The sequence below is a fragment of the Desulforhopalus singaporensis genome (assembly GCF_900104445.1).
Lineage (GTDB): Bacteria > Desulfobacterota > Desulfobulbia > Desulfobulbales > Desulfocapsaceae > Desulforhopalus_A > Desulforhopalus_A singaporensis.
The window spans coordinates 14063-28493 of sequence record NZ_FNJI01000007.1 but is presented as its reverse complement, the minus strand read 5'-3'; the positions used below and the strand labels follow the sequence as shown (position 1 = coordinate 28493).

Here is a 14431-nt window from a genome sequence, read left to right as displayed (position 1 = left end):
TGTTACCAGCCGTTTTCTCTTAAGTTGAGGGAGAAAAATCGGGTGTGTTGCGTGCTGACAATGTTCGAGGAGAAATTACATGGCAAGAAGAAAGCCGCCGGTTGAGCCGCTCAAAAAAGATTTGCCCATCTATCCCATCGGAGTGGCTGCGAAGTTGCTTGAGGTACATCCCCGTACCCTGCGTATCTATGAAGAAGAAGGATTGATCAGGCCGGAACGGGTGGGCAACAGACGGTTATATTCCGCAAACGATATCACCTGGATCGGATGTCTGCGCAGGATGATACATGAGGATGGTATCTCGATACCCGGTATTAAAAAACTTCTGCGTTATGCAACTTGCTACGAAATTGCCGAATGTCCGGAGAGTGTTCATTGCAAGTGTGATGCGGTGGTGGATCGTGCTGTTCCCAGAAGTTTACGTATAGCCGGTGATCCTGAGCAGGAAAAAAAGGCCAAAGAGCGCGATCTCTCGGTAAGGGCGGCCCGTACCAGCAAGGATGTTGATGCAGGCCGGGACAAAAAGAAAAAGGCTCGGTAATTTTTTTTAATCACAGCCACGGACGGGGGAACTGCCGGTGAAAAATACCAACACCTGCAGTTCCCCCTCGCCTTTTATGGCAGGGGGTGGCGGGCGACCAGCAGATGTTTGGTCGCACCGCTGTTCTCCCGGTACACCGTTTTGAAGTTTCTTGCGGTTTGCTGCTCGATTTCGACCTCCAGCGATTGGTCGATTCGGTCAAGGTAACCGAGCGTTCCGGTGAGCCGATGATACCCCCGGATCAGGGGGGTGGTGAGGATGTTCTGCCTGATTGCGATAAGTCCTGCTGCATCCGGCGGGAAATATCCCGCGATAAAAATTCCGTCACGGGTAAGCACCCTCGATGTCTCGGCGATGACCGCTTCGATACAGTGAAAGTGCCGCAGGGCTCCCAGACAGACGACGGCGTCAAATGAGTGGTCTGCAGCCGGGATGACGGCGGCCTCCGCCTGAATCGCTGCCAGTTGCGGCCGGCTCTTTTTGAGAAGACGAAGCGAGCAGAAAGAAATGTCCAGTCCCGTCACCTTAAACCCTCTGTCTGAGGCTAGGATACTGACCAGGCCTGTTCCGCAACCCAGATCAAGCAGTGAGATTTTCCTGTTTTTTTTTGCATAGCTCTGGTCCAGGATTTTCAGGATAGTGTCACAATGAATCTTGTGGGAGACGAACATGCGGTCGTAGACAGGGGCGATCCGATCATAAAATTTCCTGGTTGAGCGGCTCGACAGGGCTGCAGAACCTATTTTTAAAAGGAGCGCAATGTTACCCGCTTTTTTTACGAACATAATAGATTCGTACCGGAAAAAATGATACCCTGCTCAGCTTGGTGTAGGTCAGAACCAACCGGGACGATTTTGCCAGGTATTTCCCCAGGCTAATCGGGCGGCAGTGAGGGGCGTAGCCGGCGAACAGAAATTTCCACAGCGGATTCCACCTTCCCCTGTCGTAGCCCAGGCAGTAACATTCATTCATCAGTCGCATCAACGGTTTTGCAAGTCTTGTGGCTCCGTCGAGTTCGGTGGTCATCGTTATTAAAATTGCGCACCCTTCAGGCTTAAGCACCCTCTCCAACTGGTAGATTGCCCTGTCTATTTCATTTTCCGGGAGCAGGTCCAGCAGATAGCTTGAGACAAAAAGGTCAAAGGTATTGTCCGGCCACGGCAGATCCTGACAGTCACCATTCCTGAACAACACCCTCCTGCTCAACAGTTTTTTCCTGGCCAGGTAGGCTTGGGCGGTGTCGAGCATTTGCTGTGACAAATCCACGGCGGTTATCTCCTGTTGTGGAGTGGTTGCCGCAATCAGCCGCCCTAGCAGATATCCGGTGCCGACCCCCACCTCGATAATTTTTTGTGCAGTTGACAGGATCGGTCCCCGTAACGCACACCGGTTGGACGGGCGTTCGTAAAACCCCATTATAAGGTCGTAAAACGGCAGGGGGTTAGGGATAACCTTCAAGATTTTCAGGTTCTTGCCGATGGTGTTGAAGTCGTCAACTGTGTCTTTCGATGTCCGGTACCATGGGGAAATCTGACGGTATCCCATGGTTTTGAACCATCTGGTAAGAGATGGACGTGTTTCGGTATGCATGTCGCCCTCCTTCCTTGTTGATTCTGCTACCTTGTTGTTCCGGTTACAGGCGCGGCGATATTGTTGAGTGTTGATGTCTGGTATAAAGGAAATGGCACTTCCTGGTAGTTTGACATCGGCAACAGTGTAAACCTGTAGTGGACCTTTTGGCTTATCTGCGGGGTTGTAAAAAGTGTTTTACGGTACTGGTTTTCAAGGAACATTCCTGCCTGGTTGTCATAAAAAGGGCTCAGGAAGTTGCCGGAGTTTCCCGTTGGCAGAATCGACCACGATTCTCCGGGATTATTGCAGTCAATCAGTCTTCTTGTGGAAGGGAGAGAAGAAACCTTGTACTGATGGTCGCCCGCCTTGGATGCGAATTTGTTCACCGATGGAAATTCGCCGGGACATGGAAAAGGTCCGATGTTAAACAGCAGATCAAGCCCCTTTGTCCTCCCCAGCGGATGGACATATTCGATGGTGTGCAGTTTTCCCCAAGCCCATTGTTTATCATTGGACCCCTGTTTTTCGACAAGTTCCGTGACGGCGCTTGCAAAGGCTCTTTTTACAATAGTTTCCCGCGTAACAGCTGTATGGTGCGGGTTTGTCCCTGTTATGACAAGGGATTCTTCATCCAGGTATCGCTTTAAAAAATTCCAGTAGTCGACCAGGTTCATATAGCTTCTGAAGTTCTCGGATCCGATGTGAACCAGGAGTACTTCCTTCAAGATATGGTAAATTGTAAGCTCGAAGATTGTTGCACCGATGGAATCGACCCCCATATACCCGTCCCAGGTCGACAGATGGTTGAAAGCTCTCTGCTCGTGTCCTGAAAATTTATCGATGTCGCCGTCCAGCAGTTTCACTATTTTTCGGGCGAATTTCATCCCCTCGTTGAGCCTGGTGTCAGTTTGAATCTTTTTGAGCCCCTCAAGGCTCCATTTCTCCTGTGCCGTCAGGAGTTCGTAAATCCTGGCGGCCCGGTCCGAAGGTTTGAAATATCCGGTCATTACTCCCCCGGATTCAAGAGGCGCATGGGTGGGTAAATTGTTGGAGGTGATAATCAGCCCGCTTTTAGGATTTATCAGGTGAGGATTATGATCAAAGGGGAGATATCCCAAAATTTCATTTTTTCCGGAACTTCCATCATGAATTTTCATACCGCTCATATGGGGGGGACGCACAGGTATCCTACCCGCCGCCCACCAGCCGATGTTGCCGCTGCTGTCGATGTAGGAAATATTGAGCCCCGGAGCCGCCAGCCTCGACACGGCTTTTTCGAATTCGGCAATATTGGAGGCCTTGGCCATCTGGTGGACAACATCCAGGATCGGGTTGTCCAGCTTGTAATAGACCCAGGATATCGATACCGGGGGGCCCTGGTATCCTGTGATGAAATCGCTGAATATGGGGCCGTGGGGAGTGATCCTTATGGACAGTGATTCGTCGGGACCACCCTTTACCTTGATGGTCTCTTCAATACTTTTCACCCCGACCCACTTGCCGGCGAACTTGACCTCAAGGGGATTGTCCGGATGAAATGTCTCGCGGTACAAATCAAGATCATCGTTGGTGAGCATGGTTATGGCCCAGCCTTTGGTTGCATTGTGGGCCAACAGCGGAAACGGCATCAGCGGCAGGTGGTAGCCGTAGTTTTCATAGCCGGGATACTTTATGTGAGCTTCGTACCATACTCCAGGCTGGGCGATTCCGATATGGGGATCGTTGGCTAGCAGGGCGTGGCCGTTAACGCTCCTTGAAGGGGCAAGCACCCAGGAGTTGCTGCCGGTGAAGGCAGGGGTAAGTTGCTGTAGCCTGGTTAAAGAGTGGTGTATAAAAGAGTAAAACCGCGCATAATCACGCTTTACCGGGTCTTGTTCTGGGGAAAACCCAGACTTTTGCTCGATATTTAAGGGGGAGTCTCCGGCAGGCTCCATGATGGTGGTCCTGTTGTCGAGGCTGTAAGGGGGAAACAGTAATTCAAGATCATCAACGGTAACAAAAGGTTCAAGGATCGAGTAGAGAGAGTCTCTTATGATGCCGTCGGCAAATGAATAGGCCATGTAGCCCATTACAGCGACGACATCGAGCCTGGTAAACGGCCGCGGGCTGAATCGGAGAAGCTTATACTCTACCGGCAGCGGACCTGTGGCGATGTAATTATTTATCCCCCTGAGAAAGGAGTCGAGCAACTGCAGGGTTTCGGGTTCGATAATCTTCTTGTTGTCGAGGTAGGCTTGCCCCCGGTGTCTGAACATCAGGGTCCTGACCATTCTGTCTACAGTGATCAGATCCGGTCCGAAAATTTCGGCAAGTTCGCCCCTCGCAAGTCTGCGCTGCAGCTCTATCTGGAACAACCGATCCTGGGCCACCGCATAACCCAGCGCGTAACAGGCGTCGGACCCGCTTTGGGCGTTGATGTGAGTTACGCCCCATCGGTCGCGGATTATCTGCACGGTGTCGGCTATGCCGAAAACAGCGGTTGAGCCCTCAATTTGCGGAAGCAGGCGTTTCAGGTAAAGCCAGCCGAAGAACCCGGCAGAGCTCGATAGAGCCAGTAACATCAAAACAACCACGAGTATGAATGTTTTATTGGTCTTCATCGGTCATCCTCCTGTGCCGCTTAACCAGGTTGTGCCAGCAGATCCAACGGTGTTGCCGGTTACCGGTATCGACCGGTTGCTGTTGCCGGATAAGGTTATATTATCAGACCCTCTGGTAAGGTTACAGCAAGATTGATGCCGTTTATAATTAATCGACCTGACGGCTTGGAAGCAGGGAGATAGAACCCGGGTATGGCGCAACCGGAGCTGGGTTTGGTTTCACCAAAATTGACATTTTATGCTGTTGCAAGCTACATTTAATGCATGAGGAACCAATACAGATTAGATCAAAAAGAGAGAAAAATATTCAGGGTTCTGGCAGAATCGGCTTTTGCCAATCCCTTCGATGCCCGGTCTTTACAGCTGATGTATAAGCTGGCCGGGGACCGTTATCCCGCAGGTGATATCCTGGCAGGGAAAGTATTTGCCAGGGTTACGAAATACCTTGACAGGGTGAGCCAAGACGGCAGGATCAAGTGGTATCGGTTTGCCGGCGAAGATCGGGACCTGGTCCGGATTGCCACGCTTCGCCAGATATACCACCACTGTTGTGTAAAATTCGATGACCTGATCCGTCTGCAGGTACAGACCGACCACACACCGTGTCATGTCCCTTTTGCCGGTGATATTCTGCGATTGCTGCGCCAAAGCGGTTTTAGCGCGGAAGACTCTCTTCTTTACTTCGGGTTTTACTATCAGCTTCGCCGCGCCTGGTATTTTATTAACCAAGGCCTGATAGGGCAGAGCAAACCTATGGAAAAATTACGCTCACGATTGTGGGCCAGCGTTTTTACGTCGTATCCCGATTGGTATGAAAAAACTCTCTGGAGCCGGATGGAGGATTTTTCCACCTTCCTCATAGGAGAGACGGGCACAGGAAAAGGGACCGCCGCGGCGGCAATCGGTCGCTCGGGGTTTATTCCCTTTGATGAAAATAAAGGGTGTTTTGCTGAAAGCTTTACTCATAATTTTATCGAAATCAACCTGTCGCAGTTTCCCGAATCCCTTATTGAATCCGAACTGTTCGGCCATAAGAAAGGCGCCTTTACCGGGGCGGTGGATAATCATCAGGGAGTTTTTGCCCTGTGCTCGCCCCACGGTTCCATCTTTCTTGACGAAATCGGCGACGTATCGATACCGGTGCAGATCAAGCTGTTGAAAGTGCTGGAAGAAAGGAGGTTCTCCCCGGTCGGTGACCACGCAAAGCTCTATTTTCACGGCAGGGTGGTCACCGCCACCAACAGATCCCTTGAGCAGTTGCGGGAGGAGGGGAGGTTCAGGGAGGATTTCTATTACCGTCTCTGTTCAAACGTGGTACCCGTGCCCACGTTGCGCGAGCAGATCAGCAGCGATGAAAAAACCCTGAGCGCTCTTTTGGCCCACACCGTTGGTAAAATTGTAGGCGGACCTGCTCCCGACCTCCTGCAAACCGTGCTGGAGGTGATAACAAAAGACGTGGGACCGGGATACCGGTGGCCGGGTAACGTCCGCGAACTCGAGCAGGCGGTGCGGAGTATCCTCATAACCCGTCACTACCACGGTACCGGGGATGGCGGCAAAGAGATGGACAGTCTGTCCGGGGCGATGCAAAACGAATCTGTGAGCGTCGGCGAACTTGTCAGCCGCTACTGTATGGAACTTTATAAAAGACACGGCACCTTTGAAAAAGTTGCTGCAATAACCGGACTTGATCCGCGGACGGCAAAAAAACATATCCGGGCCGCAATCAGGGATCGGGAGAAGTGAGTTGGTCGTCCACGGTCTGCTCGGTTGCGTCATATCTCCAGTGCCATGCTTCCCAGGGAAAACCGGGCACACCGTACTGCGGATAACTTTCCAGGAAGCCAAAGGCGGCGGCATGGTCTTTGAGCCACTGGTAGTCTCTGGTTTTGGCAAAACGCCAGTTGCTCGGGGAAAAATCGACGGCTGTGCCGAGCATGTGTTCGGAATATCCGGGAGGGGCGACAAAGCGGATTGCATCTTCAAAGCTGCGGCCCTTGGCAAACATCCGCAGGAATATTTTTTTTTGGTAACCAGCACTGCGATACCCGGATGATATTTCCAGCTGCACGCCCTGCCGCGCTGCTGCGTCGAGTAATTCGATGAGCGGATCGTAGATTGCCTTCAGCACATATATGCTGGTGTTGTCCTTGGTATACTGCAGCGGCACCGGGCGGAAATCTTCATAAACAAGAACCTCAACTGCAAGGCGGTTTCCTGCCCACGGCGCAGGAACATCGTAGCGATCTTCGCCGATGACGACGTATTCTTTTGCGGGTACAGAGACTGCACCTGTTCCTGCTGCCGTTTCCGCAGTGACCGCCTTGCTCCCGCCGCAGCAGGTCAGGCATGCCAAAAAAATTGCAGCTGCATGTGTACGTTTGGAATTTTGCACAACCATAACCCGAACCGACGACCGGTTATTACCATAAATATCATGAGATAGCTTCCCGCTGTAACAGACCGTTACCAGGGAGAAAAACACCTGGAGTTACTCGTCTGCCATTGTGTGACAGACGGCTCAGGAAGTGAAATAGAGGTCGTGAAAACGCTGCGCGCTCTTTTTCAGTTTTTCGACATTGCCTAGATCGGTCGTCTGCTTGCATTTCATGCTGTAAAACAGCATCTCATGAAGGGCTTTTAGTTTCTGGTCATAGTTTTGCGCATCAAACTTGATCCTCTGGGCCATGAAATATTCGGTGACGATTTCCTGGATGAACTCGGCATGTTTGTCCTTGTTCATGACCCATCGTACCAGCTGGTTGGCGTTTTTTTCGTTCTCCAGTTGCGTTATCATGTTCATCGATTTTTCAATGGTGGCGATATGTTCATAGATTAACGTCATGCGGGTCTCGTCGTCGTAGATTCCACAGGGAATCTGGCAATGAGCCTGGGCAAAACCGGAAAACAGGATGGCCGACAGTAACAGTGTCGTCAGCATTGCGATATTTTTTTTCATTTCTCGGTTCCTTTTCGGTTGAGGGTGACAGCCGTTTTGTTTTCACAAACAGGCAAAAGAAGTGCTGGTCCTACATTGACAAATGTATGTTGCAGTTGGTGGTTGTCAACTCCCGGGTTCCCCGGGTGTCACCGCAATTGTTGTCGTTGGCAAAAACGGGGCGGAAGCAACGCTCACGATGATTCTACCGGGTTGACTATTTGATATTTTTGTATTTTTCGGCGAAGAGTGTCTTTAGAGATGCCCAGGTCTCTGCAGGTTGCCATTTTTTTCCACTTGTTTCGGTGTAGACAGAGTTCGATGGCTTTTTTCTCCAGTTCTTCAAGCGACAGGTTCCGGTGGGATGAGAGCAGGGCTCCGTTGCCGTTCTGTTCGTCGTCATCAAACGTGTCCGGCAGATGTTCCGGCTTGATATACCCCCCCGGGCAGAGAATGAAACCGTACTCTATAATATTTTCCAGTTCCCTGATATTGCCGGGGAAACTGTATTTCATGAGGAGAGTTATGACTTGTTCGTCAATTCCGGCGATGTCTTTTTGCTTTTCAATCCTGAATTTATCGACGAAATGGTCTATCAGCAGCGGGATGTCCTCGGCGCGTTCACGCAGCGGCGGCAACGCTATGTTCACCACGTTGAGCCTGTAGTAGAGATCATCCCGGAACAGCCCTTTTTTCACCAGCTCCCTGAGATCCTTATTGGTTGCGGCGATGATGCGGACATCTGCCTGGACGGAGACGTTGGATCCAAGCGGTTCGTAGACTTTCTGCTGGATAACCCGCAGCAGTTTGACCTGAAGCGAGTGGGGAATGTCGCCGATTTCGTCAAGGAAGATAGTGCCTCCCTCCGCCGCGGCGAATCGGCCGAGCCTGTCTTTTCTTGCATCGGTAAAAGCGCCGGCCTTGTAGCCGAAAAGTTCCGATTCAAGCAGAGTGTCGGGCAGGGCGCCGCAATTGACAACGACAAACGGGCGGTCGTTGCGCATCGAGGCATTGTAAATTGCATTGGCAACCAGTTCCTTCCCGGTTCCGCTCTCCCCGAGAATAAGGACATTGCTCTCGCTTCTGGCTATCTCCGGCAAGATCTGGAAGATTCGCTGCATCGACGGACTCTTGCTGATGATCTGGTCGAAAGTGTATTTCTGTTTGAGTTGCTGCCTCAGGTACATTTCAACACTGAGGTCTCTGAAGGTCTCCACTCCGCCAAGCACGTTGCCGTCCTGGTCCACCAAAGGCGCTGCGCTGATGGATATCGATTTTGCCTTGCCTTTGCGGTCCTTGATCGTAATCGAACGATTGGAAACAGGGGTGCCGGTATAAAGACTTTCGGCTATGGCGCAGTTTTTGCCGCATATCGAGGAACAGAAAACATCACTGCAGTACTGGCCGATAGCCGCCTCCCGGTTCCACCCGGTGATCAGCTCCGCCGAGAGGTTGAAAGAGGTGATCCGCCAGTCGCGATCGACGGTGAAGACCCCGTCGGCCACCGAGTCGAGGATGAGTGCTTTCTGGAGCTGGTTGGTGTTGTTTCTAAATGACTGTACGCCGCCCAGAACGCTTCCGTCTGGGCCGATAAAGGGGGCAATGCTTACACTGACGGGAATCGAGAAACCGCCCTTGCCGATGAAGAACAGTTCCTTGTCGACGATGGATTTTTTTTCCTCCATGCATATTATCAGCGGACAACTCGCAGGTTTTGGACTTGCCAGCAGAACTTCCGAGCAGATCTTGCCGATCACTTCCCGTTCCGAATAGCCGGTAATTTCTTCAGCCGCTTTGTTAAAAGAGGTTATTCTCCCGTTGGGACAAACCGTCAGAACCCCGTCGGCAACCGCGTCAAGGATCAGTTCGTACTGGAGGGTCTGGGTTATGTCGGTAAACGTCTCGACCCCGCCGATGACATTACCGAGCATGTCAACAAGGGGGGAGGCGCTTATTTTAACGGCCAGAATCTGGCCTTCTTTATCTTCGATAAAAGCGGTCCTGTCCGATATGGTTCTTTTTTCGTGGATGCAGTCGGAAATTGCGCAGCTGGTTTTACAGATATTCGCCTTGAATATCTCTTTACAGCTGCGGCCGAGGACTTCCTCTTCCAGGTAGCCGGTTATGTCTTCGGCCGCGCGGTTGAAGCTGGTTATCCGCCAGTTCTGGTCGACGGTAAAGACCCCTTCGGCAATGGAGTTCAGGATCATCCTGCTTGCCGCCAGCGGTTCGCTGAGGTCGACAAAACCGATTAACGCCCCGACAATGGTGCCGGATTTTCCGGGAATTGTAATGATACGGACTTTTATCGGGTGGACCTTGTCGTTGATACGGGGAGCCGAGACGAACTCGATAAAGTTGCTTGAACTCTTTTGCTGGTTGAGGTCGAAGAATTTGGGGCAGATTTCCTGAAACCGGGTGTCCTCGGCGAAAATTTTGCGGCAATCCTCGCCTATTATCGCAGACGCGTGTACCCCCAGAATATAGGAACCTTTCCGGTTGCACGACGTCACTCTCCACTGTTCGTCAACGGTCAGGTATCCTATGGCAAAATCTTCAGAATCCAGGCAGTTCCGGTATAACACTACTTCTCCCTCAAAATAATATTATTTGGTGTGATCTGAAGGTGTTATTATATGCCAGACCGAGACGTTCGGCAAGTACCACGCTGTGTTGAGGTGGTGTCGCGGAGGGTGATGGCCGGTTCGCGGTGGCCGGGCTGTTGTTGTCAGCTGTTGATTTTTACAGTAAAAAACGTGAAGATATAGGGAGTCGGCATCCGGATCGGAGCGAGCCCCCGAGCGATGGGAGGCTGATCGGCAGCACGGCATGTGGACATCTAATTTTGCGGAGAGTTTTTATGACAGGCAAAAGCTTATCCCCGCCCGCCAGTCACGATGGCGGGCTGCCGGTGGGAGTGGGGGAGGAATTGTTCCACAGTATCCAGGACCCGCTCCTGGTGGTGACTCCCCTAGGGAAAATTGTGGCAGTCAACGATGCGCTGTTGCAGGCTGTCAAAAAGCCAAGGGAAGCGGTCATCGGCAACGGGATCTGTAAAATCATCCACGGCGGCCGGTGGCCCCATATAAAGTGCCCTCTTGAGGAGTTTCTTCTGACCCGCTCCTTCAGGGTTGAAGACACCCGGCTGCCTGGACTCGGCGGCGAATACAATATGTCGGTGATACCTGTTTCCGGGCGGGGGGAGGAGGAGGAACTCATCCTGCTGATGGCCAGGAAGCTCACCCAGGAGGAGGTGCGGAAGGTTGACTCGATCAGGACCTCCCAGCTTGCGGCGCTGGGCGAACTTGCCGCCGGAGTGGCCCATGAAGTCAACAATCCGATAAACGGAATTATCAATTTTGCTCAGTTGCTGCTCGATGACTGCGAGGACGAAGAGCAGTCGAGGATCCTGGAAAGAATCGTGATGGAAGGAGAGAGGATTGCCACCATTACCTATAACCTGCTCTCCTTTGCCAGGGAAAACGTGAACGAGCACAACTTTTTCGACCTCAATGAAGTGGTGACGGAATCTCTGTCCCTGGTTGAGCATCAACTGAAAAACGATAATATAACGGTGGAAAAAAATCTCTATAAGGCCGGCAGCCTCATCTACGGCAACCATCTGCAGCTGATGCAGGTTATCCTCAATATAATCAGCAACAGCCGCTTCGCGCTAAAAGAGAGGTACCGTGAAGATCAGAGTGAAATGAAGATATCCTTTTGCTCGCAACTCGATGAATCTGAAGGCCAAAAGCTGTATCGTCTGGTGATTCGCGACAATGGAACCGGAGTGCCCCAGGGAGTTCTTGATAAAATGTTTGATCCTTTTTTTACTTCCAAACCGCCCGGCCAGGGGTCCGGACTCGGGCTTTCCATCAGTTACGGCATTATTAAAAACCACGGAGGGGTGCTGCGGGTCGACTCTATCCTCAACAATTATACCGAAATGATAATTGAAATTCCTGCTGCGGAGAAATAATGGAGATCCGGAAAGGGGACATGCATATCCTGATCGTTGACGATGAGGAGAGTATACGCATTACCTTCGAGATGTTTCTGAAAAGGGAGGGGTACGGAAACATCTATACCGCCGCATCGCTGGAGGAGGCGCTGGCGCTGATCAACGAAACGCAGTTCGACCTTATCATTTCCGATATTGTACTTGAAGGGGCGACCGGAACGGAGCTGTTGAAATATATAAAGCAGACCGGAGTGAAGTGTCCGGTGGTTATGGTTACCGGTTTCCCCAATCTGGATTCCGCAGCAGAGGCTGTAAGGCTCGGCGCTTTCGATTATATTTCCAAGCCGGTGAATAAGGAGACGCTTTTACGTTTTGTCCGCCAGGCGATGAAGCACTGGTGTCTTGAGAGGGAAAAAACCAAGCTCCAGCGGGAAAACGAAAAGTTTAGGAGATATCTCGAGGTGATTTTCGGTTCGGTGAGCGATGCCATTATCACCGTAAACCGTAAAATGGAGATTATTCAGCTCAACAGTACCGCCCGGAAATGGATCGGCAAGGGGGGCGGCGACAGGGTGCTTCATCTTGATGACCTTCCCGGGGAACTTGGTAAGGCATGCTTCCAGGATGCCGCCAGGGCGGTGGAAAAGTCTGAAATGGTCAAGGAACATCTTGTCGAGTGTTATAAGGAAGACGGCTCGCCAAGGATTATCAGCCTGCATGCGGCGCCGCTTCAGGACAGTATTGAAGAGTTTGCCGGTGCTGTCATCGTCGCCAGAGACATTACCTACGGGCCCCCGGAATCAAGAAAAAAAAGAGTCAGTTTTCATGGGTTTACCGGTTCCAGCGACCTGATGCAGAAGGTCTACGATCTCATCGAAAATGTCGGACGGGTGGACACCGCCGTACTGGTCACCGGAGAGTCGGGAACCGGTAAGGAGCTTGCCGCTGCCGCCTTGCATGCTGAAAGCGACAGGAGAGAGCGGTCCCTGGTAAAGGTCGACTGTGCGGCTATGGCTGAGGATATTCTTGAGAGCGAACTCTTCGGACACGCAAAAGGCTCTTTTACCGGTGCCGACCGGGACCGGGCCGGCCGGCTGATGCAGGCGGACAGGTCCACCCTGTTTCTTGACGAGATAGGTGATATCTCACCGCGAATGCAGCTGCGGCTATTGAGGTTTCTCCAGGAGAAGACTTTCACACCGGTGGGGCGGGATACTCCGAGGCGGGTAGATGTACGGATCATTGCAGCTACCAACGTCGACCTGAAGAAGAAGGTCGAGGCGGGTAATTTTCGGGAAGATCTCTACTATCGGCTCAAGGTGGTTGAGATTGAATTGCCGCCGCTGAGGCAGAGGCGGCTCGATATTCCCCAGCTCGTGCATCACTTCCTCACCCTCTTTCGTGAACAGATCGGCAAAAATATAGTGAATGTATCCGACCAGGCGATGAAATTTTTGATGAACTACCGGTGGCCCGGAAATGTAAGAGAGCTGCGGCATGTTATCGAGCGGGCCTGCGTTTTTGCCGACTCAAGCTCGCTTTTGACGGAACACTTTCCGGTGGAGATTGTCACCGCAGGCGAAGGTTCAAGGGATTACCCGGAAATCGGCGCGATCGATTCAAAAAAAATGAAAGAACCACCCGTACAGCCCGCCAGGTCGTTTGTCAGCGAGGAAGCGACGATCCGTGAAGCTCTGCAGGCGACAGGCGGCAACAAGTCAAAGGCGGCAAAACTTCTCGGTATGGATCGATCCACCCTGTACCGGAAGATGAAGCGGTACCAGCTCCCCTTTTGACACCTGTCCACTTGACCATCTGTCTTACCCAGTCACAATAGCCATAGTGTGGTAAAACTGTTGCGAATATGTTGCATATCTGTTGCATTTGATGCAACTTTCTCGTCCTGCAACAGTGGTGCAACACTTTTTAGTCATGGCCCCTTTATCTGCTCTCCTTGGTTTATCTTCTTTTAATTGTACGAAATAACAATATTATTTTTAAGTTTGAACAAGATTTGAAAAAACAACGACCACAGTTCCTCCCTTGAAAGTGAAGAACAATTTTTTGTTATATCGTTGAAATAAAAAGGAATATAATTTTTGTATTACATTGTGGCATAGATGGTGCATCAATGGAGGTGTAGCGAAGGAACAGTACGAAACAGTTTAACTTCGTATATTCAGGTATAAGGAGATAACTATGAAGACGAGAGCGTCGATTGTAAAAAACGTAACCGGTAGCGCGACCGAAACCAGGGCTGACGAGCAGGTAATGAAGGTCAGTGCGGTAACCATAGCTCTGGGGTCATGTCTGATAGGACTCTGGTCGGTGGCAAGTCTGGTAAGCGGGATGATTGCAAGCGGTGGACCGATAGCGTTTGTCAAGTATTGGTTCAAAGCTGTGCTGGGATAGAAAATATCGAGCAAGACTCATTCTGAACGTAAGGAGAAGACAAATGGCAAACGGAACAAAGTTAGAACGAAAAGCGGCCGCAGGGGTATCCGAAAAAGGAAACGTTGCTACTGAAGTTTCAAAGGTCAGCATTACATTTGTTGCTATTCTCGGGGTTGCGGTAGGATTGTGGAGTCTGGCATGTATCGTTGGCGGGCTGGCGGCAAGCGGAGGTCCCCTGCAGTTTGTCGCAAACTGGTTTAGGGCCGTCACCGGGATGTAGCGGGGAAAAGCCGCTGGGAGTCTTCGGTATTACCCCCCGGCGGTAGTTGTGCGGCAGCAGCCGCAGTAAGCTGCCGTAATTGGCTGCAGCGTACCTCTGTTTGTTATCTCGCCCGGGAAAAAAAGAAGTGTAATGGAATAAGAGA

12 protein-coding genes are annotated in these 14431 nt (G+C 51.4%); 6 read left to right on the top strand and 6 right to left on the bottom strand.

Annotated elements, in window-relative coordinates:
- Nucleotides 1-79 precede the first annotated feature (79 nt).
- Nucleotides 80-541 (top strand): MerR family transcriptional regulator, encoded by a 462-nt coding sequence (locus tag BLQ17_RS06170; protein WP_092220864.1) that lies wholly within the window; start codon nt 80-82, stop codon nt 539-541.
- Nucleotides 542-615: 74 nt separating this feature from the next.
- Here the strand turns inward: BLQ17_RS06170 and BLQ17_RS06165 are convergent, their stop codons facing one another.
- The 3 genes from BLQ17_RS06165 to BLQ17_RS06155 are packed head-to-tail and all read right to left on the bottom strand — an operon-like array spanning nt 616 to nt 4713.
- Nucleotides 616-1326: a class I SAM-dependent methyltransferase gene (locus BLQ17_RS06165; RefSeq protein WP_092220862.1), complete on the bottom strand. Its 711-nt coding sequence runs from the start codon at nt 1324-1326 to the stop codon at nt 616-618.
- Nucleotides 1304-2131 (bottom strand): class I SAM-dependent methyltransferase, encoded by an 828-nt coding sequence (locus BLQ17_RS06160; RefSeq protein WP_092220861.1) that lies wholly within the window; start codon nt 2129-2131, stop codon nt 1304-1306. Before BLQ17_RS06160 ends, BLQ17_RS06165 begins: the two co-directional genes overlap by 23 nt.
- Before the next feature lie 26 nt (nt 2132-2157).
- Nucleotides 2158-4713 (bottom strand): penicillin acylase family protein, encoded by a 2556-nt coding sequence (locus BLQ17_RS06155; RefSeq protein WP_092220859.1) that lies wholly within the window; start codon nt 4711-4713, stop codon nt 2158-2160.
- Nucleotides 4714-4977: 264 nt separating this feature from the next.
- Here BLQ17_RS06155 and BLQ17_RS06150 point away from each other — a divergent pair, with 264 nt between their 5' ends.
- Entirely contained in the window at nt 4978-6459 is a 1482-nt protein-coding gene (locus tag BLQ17_RS06150) for a sigma-54-dependent transcriptional regulator (protein WP_092220857.1), read from the top strand.
- Here the strand turns inward: BLQ17_RS06150 and BLQ17_RS06145 are convergent.
- The 3 genes from BLQ17_RS06145 to BLQ17_RS23370 form a co-directional block, all read right to left on the bottom strand.
- A complete protein-coding gene (locus tag BLQ17_RS06145) occupies nt 6440-7069 on the bottom strand; it encodes a M15 family metallopeptidase (RefSeq protein ID WP_176761109.1) in 630 nt (209 codons plus the stop codon). The genes BLQ17_RS06150 and BLQ17_RS06145 overlap by 20 nt on opposite strands.
- A gap of 165 nt (nt 7070-7234) precedes the next feature.
- Nucleotides 7235-7672: a superoxide dismutase [Ni] gene (locus BLQ17_RS06140; protein WP_092220853.1), complete on the bottom strand. Its 438-nt coding sequence runs from the start codon at nt 7670-7672 to the stop codon at nt 7235-7237.
- A gap of 173 nt (nt 7673-7845) precedes the next feature.
- A complete protein-coding gene (locus BLQ17_RS23370; RefSeq protein WP_092220851.1) occupies nt 7846-10236 on the bottom strand; it encodes a sigma 54-interacting transcriptional regulator in 2391 nt (796 codons plus the stop codon).
- A 275-nt stretch (nt 10237-10511) separates the two neighbouring features.
- Here BLQ17_RS23370 and BLQ17_RS06130 point away from each other — a divergent pair, with 275 nt between their 5' ends.
- The 4 genes from BLQ17_RS06130 to BLQ17_RS06115 all read left to right on the top strand — a co-directional run bounded on the left by BLQ17_RS06130 (nt 10512) and on the right by BLQ17_RS06115 (nt 14286).
- Entirely contained in the window at nt 10512-11630 is a 1119-nt protein-coding gene (locus BLQ17_RS06130) for a PAS domain-containing sensor histidine kinase (protein WP_092220849.1), read from the top strand.
- Nucleotides 11630-13408: an ATP-binding response regulator gene (locus BLQ17_RS06125; RefSeq protein ID WP_092220847.1), complete on the top strand. Its 1779-nt coding sequence runs from the start codon at nt 11630-11632 to the stop codon at nt 13406-13408. The genes BLQ17_RS06130 and BLQ17_RS06125 overlap by 1 nt, the downstream gene beginning before the upstream one ends.
- A 403-nt stretch (nt 13409-13811) precedes the next feature.
- Nucleotides 13812-14024 (top strand): hypothetical protein, encoded by a 213-nt coding sequence (locus BLQ17_RS06120; RefSeq protein ID WP_092220845.1) that lies wholly within the window; start codon nt 13812-13814, stop codon nt 14022-14024.
- A gap of 43 nt (nt 14025-14067) precedes the next feature.
- Nucleotides 14068-14286: a hypothetical protein gene (locus BLQ17_RS06115; RefSeq protein WP_092220844.1), complete on the top strand. Its 219-nt coding sequence runs from the start codon at nt 14068-14070 to the stop codon at nt 14284-14286.
- Nucleotides 14287-14431 lie beyond the last annotated feature (145 nt).

What these genes read in the sequence shown, in the direction of transcription:
- BLQ17_RS06130 (WP_092220849.1), top strand. Translation starts at nt 10,512, where the DNA reads ATGACAGGCAAAAGCTTATCCCCGCCCGCCAGTCACGATGGCGGGCTG.
- BLQ17_RS06120 (WP_092220845.1), top strand. Translation starts at nt 13,812, where the DNA reads ATGAAGACGAGAGCGTCGATTGTAAAAAACGTAACCGGTAGCGCGACC.
- BLQ17_RS06115 (WP_092220844.1), top strand. Translation starts at nt 14,068, where the DNA reads ATGGCAAACGGAACAAAGTTAGAACGAAAAGCGGCCGCAGGGGTATCC.
- BLQ17_RS06155 (WP_092220859.1), bottom strand. Translation starts at nt 4,713, where the DNA reads ATGAAGACCAATAAAACATTCATACTCGTGGTTGTTTTGATGTTACTG.
- BLQ17_RS06160 (WP_092220861.1), bottom strand. Translation starts at nt 2,131, where the DNA reads ATGCATACCGAAACACGTCCATCTCTTACCAGATGGTTCAAAACCATG.
- BLQ17_RS06140 (WP_092220853.1), bottom strand. Translation starts at nt 7,672, where the DNA reads ATGAAAAAAAATATCGCAATGCTGACGACACTGTTACTGTCGGCCATC.
- BLQ17_RS06165 (WP_092220862.1), bottom strand. Translation starts at nt 1,326, where the DNA reads ATGTTCGTAAAAAAAGCGGGTAACATTGCGCTCCTTTTAAAAATAGGT.
- BLQ17_RS06170 (WP_092220864.1), top strand. Translation starts at nt 80, where the DNA reads ATGGCAAGAAGAAAGCCGCCGGTTGAGCCGCTCAAAAAAGATTTGCCC.
- BLQ17_RS06125 (WP_092220847.1), top strand. Translation starts at nt 11,630, where the DNA reads ATGGAGATCCGGAAAGGGGACATGCATATCCTGATCGTTGACGATGAG.
- BLQ17_RS06150 (WP_092220857.1), top strand. Translation starts at nt 4,978, where the DNA reads ATGAGGAACCAATACAGATTAGATCAAAAAGAGAGAAAAATATTCAGG.